General features: G+C 42.8%; 4 protein-coding genes. 1 reads left to right on the top strand and 3 read right to left on the bottom strand.

What is annotated here, in order from left to right; translation table 11 throughout:
* The 3 genes from Q0R37_RS15145 to Q0R37_RS15135 form a co-directional block, all read right to left on the bottom strand.
* Positions 1-1,612 (bottom strand): FMN-binding protein (locus tag Q0R37_RS15145; RefSeq protein ID WP_294755416.1); only part of this gene is annotated, 1,612 nt, incomplete at its 3' end.
* A gap of 4 nt (positions 1,613-1,616) precedes the next feature.
* Positions 1,617-2,534: an FAD:protein FMN transferase gene (locus Q0R37_RS15140; RefSeq protein ID WP_294755415.1), complete on the bottom strand. Its 918-nt coding sequence runs from the start codon at positions 2,532-2,534 to the stop codon at positions 1,617-1,619.
* A 17-nt stretch (positions 2,535-2,551) separates the two neighbouring features.
* A complete protein-coding gene (locus tag Q0R37_RS15135; protein ID WP_294755414.1) occupies positions 2,552-3,847 on the bottom strand; it encodes a carbohydrate-binding domain-containing protein in 1,296 nt (431 codons plus the stop codon).
* A gap of 293 nt (positions 3,848-4,140) precedes the next feature.
* Here Q0R37_RS15135 and Q0R37_RS15130 point away from each other — a divergent pair, with 293 nt between their 5' ends.
* Positions 4,141-4,638 (top strand): CarD family transcriptional regulator, encoded by a 498-nt coding sequence (locus tag Q0R37_RS15130; RefSeq protein ID WP_294755413.1) that lies wholly within the window; start codon positions 4,141-4,143, stop codon positions 4,636-4,638.
* Positions 4,639-4,816: the final 178 nt, after the last annotated feature.

The following is a 4,816-nucleotide window of genomic DNA, read 5'->3' as shown; positions in this document are numbered from 1 at the left end:
AATGTCTGCCGCCGTGACCTCTCTGCTGAGTGCTGTTGGGATTTGTGAACTCGATTCCAAGAGCGTCAGCAACAGCTTCCTTTATACCGTTGCTGCTGAATGTAGCACCGCTCACTGCATCAACATCTGTGCTCTGAGACTTGATGATCGAGGAAATCACTCCGTTCTCAGCGCGGCTGAAAAACTGATCGTCATCACTGTATGAATTGACTGTGATGTCTGTAATCTCGCCATTTTCAACGGTAACAGTAACATTTGTAGCTCCTCTGAAACCGTTTCCAGTGCCTGTATAAACGCCGTCTGCGAATTGTCCTGCCGTATCTGCGGCTGTGTTGTTATTATCTGATGTTACAGATTCGGTAGTCGTTTCTGTTGTGGATTCAAACGCTTCAGTAGTAGTTTCGCTTTGCTTTTTCGGCTTTTTGCTCTGTTCTGTTACTTGTTCAGTAACTGCACTTATTTCCTCGCCAAGCGCATTTTTCACTGCTTCGATTATGCCATTGCTGCTGAATGTAGCACCGCTTACTGCGTCAACGTCTGTACTCTGAGACTTGATGATAGCAGAGATAACGCTGCTTTTTGCTTTCTGGAAGAATTCCTTATCGTCCTTGTATGAATCAACTGTAATATCAGTAATAACGCCGTTTTCAACTGTGACAGTGACATCGATATCACCTCGGAATCCTTCACCGCTGCCTTTGTACGTTCCGTCTGTATATATGCCGTTAGTTTCAGCTTCAGTAGTATTCTGAACCTGTACTTTGCTTTCTTCGGCAGAATCGGAAACAGAAGTGAGAACTCCTGCATAGTAAAGACCAGCCACAGCTGTTGCGGCAACAGTTCCCGATATTGCAGGAAGTGTTTCAGCCGATATATTCTCATTGGGACAGACGGAAGTACACTTCATGCAGTTTATACATTCGCCCGAGCGGACTTCGTCGTACTTGTAAAGAGGTACGCCCATTGAGCATTTTGATGTGCAGAGTTTGCAGTTTCCGCACTTTTCAGGCTTACGGTTCAGACTGTATATCCTGAAACGTGATACCAGTGAGAACAGTGCTCCGAGGGGACAGAGATATCTGCAAAAGAAGCGTTCAATGAACAGCGAGCCTATGATAATGAGAAGCAGAAGTGCTCCGCCGAGGGTAAGAAAATATTTCAGACTGCTCCAACCGCTGAGAGAACTGTATATGCCGAATACCGTCCACGGGCTCCATACTGTATCGCCTGTGACAGAGAAGCCCCATACTCCTACTGCAACAAATGCAAGAACTGCATATTTCAGAAGCTTGAGCCATTTATCTGCCTTTTCGGGAACCTTTACCTTGAATGGTATCAGCTTTCCAATGAAATTCAGCAAATCCTGCATTGCACCGAATGAGCAGATGAATCCGCAGAAGAATCTTCCCCAGACAACTGTCATGAGGAATACTCCAAGTATCAGAACTAACCTGCCTAAATTATCAAGCAGAACAAAGCTGCCGCCTGCAATCGATGATATGATCTCTCCGATTGACGAAAATATGGTGATAAACAGGGCGGGTACGGTAATGAAGGCTATAAGCTGAATGACCGCTCTGACTATCTGTATGGAGGATATCTTATTCTTCATATGATCACATCCTTATTATTTCTCTGAGATTTTCAGTGACGTAGACTTTGTTGTCACCTGTAATAAACAGCGCTTCGATATTGTGCTGTTTCAGTAACTCCATGCTTTTTTCTGCTCCCATAATGAAAGCAGCAGTCGCAAGTGCATCAAGCTCTTCTGCGTTGTCTCCAATAAGAGTAACGCCCAGCGATCCCGAATCTGACGGCTTGCCTGTCCGTATATCTGCTATATGATGTATGAAGCTGCCGTCAATGATACAAAATTGCTCATATAGTCCCGATGATACAACGGCTTTTCCGTTTTCGACTTTAATTGAAGCAGCGGACTGCCCATTGGGAGCAAACGGCTTCTGTATACCGATATTCCGCTGTTGCCCCATATTTATAACAGTTCCGCCGAAATTGATAACAGCATTTTCTATGCCATAGGCGTGAAGTATATTTCTGACTTCATCTGCGGCATATCCCTTTGCAATAGCGCCGAGGTCAATCTGCTGTCCCTTGTTTTTCAGCATTACTGTGCGTTTTGGGAAATCAAGGATAATGTCCCTGTAGTTTACAAGCTTTCTCGCTTCATTGAGTGTATTTTCATCGGGGAGCTGTCCGCATCTGATCGCATTTTTCCATAACTGTGAAAGAGGTCTCGATGTTATATCGAACAGCCCGTCCGTCAGCCTTGAATACATTACAGAATGCTTTATGAGCCTGAATGTATCTATTGAAACCTCAACAGGAGCAATACCTGCACGGCTGTTTATTGAATATATCTCGCTGTCGTGGGAATATGCCGAAAGCTTGCGGTCAAGGTTTTTTACACGTTCCTTGGCTGCTGACAGAGCTTCATCAGCTTCTTCAAATACAGTAATGGTATTGACTGTCCCCATTGCGAAGAACAATTTCTGAGTATGAACAGTTCCGATCATAATATCACCTTATGCTATCAGAATCGGCCGCCGCGTCCACCGCCGAAGCCGCCGTTCATGTTTCCGTTCATTCCGCCTCTCATACCGCCGCCCATCATGCTCTGCGGTATTTCAGAAACTTCCTGTCCATTGACTATGATAGTACCGCCGTTGAATTCAGCTGTTCTGTCATAGTCGAAGGAAGACATCTGTGCTGTGATGTTAATCGTTCCGCCGTTCACATAGATTGAGCCGTTGGAGTCAATGGCGTCTGTATCGCCCTGACCTACTGAGACATTGATATTTCCGCCGTTGAAAACTATTGCTGTTTCGTAAGCATTTGTATTTGTTACAGCGTTTATTCCGTCATCGCTGGCATCTATAGTGATATTGCCGTCATTGATAACTATGTATGTAGCTTCAAGACCTTCTGCGGCTGTGATATTGAAATCGCCGCCGTCTATCTGAAGAACTGCACAAGCCTGTATACCGTCACTTCCACCGTTGATAGTGAATGTGCCGTCTGAAATAGTGATACTTCCCTCGGCTTCGTCATTCTCGCAGTGGAAACCGTCTTTGTTTGTGGTGATATTGAAATTTCCGTCATAAACCGAAATAGTATCGTTAGCTTCAAATGCGTCCAGAGCAGCCTTGATATTGTATGTACCGCCTGTTATCTTCATATCGTCCTTGCAGGTGATACCGTTGCCGTAGTTTGATGTAACATTGAGAGTGCCTGTGCCGTTGAGAACAATATCGTCCTTGGAGTAGATAACTGCGTCTGTATTGTTATCGCCGTCAGCTGTGAACTGTCCGCTGACTGTAAGTGTATTATCAGTGTCGGTAGTGGTTATAAACAGCTTATCTGCTGAAAGGACATATATTGCAGGAAAATCCTCGTTTTCAATGTCAACGCCGTCAAGTACAAGCTGTACCTTTGCGGAATCGTCTGCATTAACTCTGATAGTGCAGTTTTCAGCACTACCGTTTATAGTATACACGCCCTCATCAGTGATGTCAATGGTCTTATTATCGGCAACTGTTATATTCTGTGCTTCACTTGTATCTGCGGTCTGCTCAAGGTCACGCTCTGTAAATGTGGTTTCCTGAGTATTGTTTGAAAGCTGTTTTACCTCAGCGGAATCTGTATTCTCAGAAGAAGTTTTATCTGCCTTGGCAGTCTTTTCTACGGTTTCAGCGCTGTCTGATACAACAGTCTTTGCATTTGTGCCTACCGATGTGTTTTCGGATACTGAACTATTATTTCCGCAGCCTGTCATGTAAACTGCCATTGCTGCCATTAATATAGCTGAGGTTATATATGTTTTTTTCATAATGATACTTCCTTTCATTGGGAGAGTTGTGTTTGTTTCTATGGTTGTATTATATCGCAGGTATTTGAAGATAAAATGGAACGAAAGTGGAATATAAGCCTTTTACTGTGGAATTTGCAGAAACATTATGTGACAGGAATGTGAAACAGCAAATACATATATTGCATTTTTGTGCAAAACTCCCTTTGCATTATCTTTCAAAAAGTGCTATAATTATAAAAGAGAACGTGTAGCAGTTACTGCGTAAGTCCAGTTGCTTGCTTCACGTTCTATTTTTTTGCGAGGTGATTTTAATGTATAATGTGGGTGACATTGTTATGTACGGAACATTCGGTATATGTAAGGTCACAGCAATAGAAAAGCGTGATTTTACAGGAGAAGAACAGGAATACTATATACTCAAACATACAAGTTCAGAAAAAAACACTTTCTATGTCCCTTTAAGCAATGAATCGGCACTTAGCAATATGCATTATGTATGCTCAAAGGCAGAAGTTGATGAACTTATCTCCCATATGAATTCAGAAGGGCTGATATGGATAGATAATGATAATAAGCGCAAGGAAGAATACAGCCGTATCATAAAGGATGCCGACAAGCACGAGATCATCAGACTCATAAAAACATTGTATCTGCGCCGTAAGGAGCTTGCCGAAAGCGGAAAGAAGCTCCGTTCCACGGACGAGAATTACCTCAGCCTTGCAGAAAATATGCTTTTTGAGGAGTTTGCTTTTGCTCTTGATATTGACAGGAGTGAAGTTGTCGAATATATCGAAAAGCATATCGCATAATCTTTGTGCAAAAATGCCTTTGAATTATTCTGAAAAAATTGATATAATTAGCATATAACGAGTTGCAATTCTGCGTAAGTCCAGTTATTGCTGCTCGTTTTATTATTTTTACGGAGGTAAGTCATAATGAAAAGAATCAAAGAAGCGTGTATCTGCCAGACACTGCATTTTATGCTCA

Source organism: uncultured Ruminococcus sp., from assembly GCF_946415235.1.
Classification (GTDB): domain Bacteria; phylum Bacillota; class Clostridia; order Oscillospirales; family Ruminococcaceae; genus Ruminococcus.
The sequence above is the reverse complement of the archived record's forward strand: the minus strand, read 5'-3'. Positions and strand labels throughout refer to the sequence as shown.

What these genes read in the sequence shown, in the direction of transcription:
- Q0R37_RS15140 (WP_294755415.1), bottom strand. Translation starts at nt 2,534, where the DNA reads ATGATCGGAACTGTTCATACTCAGAAATTGTTCTTCGCAATGGGGACA.
- Q0R37_RS15135 (WP_294755414.1), bottom strand. Translation starts at nt 3,847, where the DNA reads ATGAAAAAAACATATATAACCTCAGCTATATTAATGGCAGCAATGGCA.
- Q0R37_RS15130 (WP_294755413.1), top strand. Translation starts at nt 4,141, where the DNA reads ATGTATAATGTGGGTGACATTGTTATGTACGGAACATTCGGTATATGT.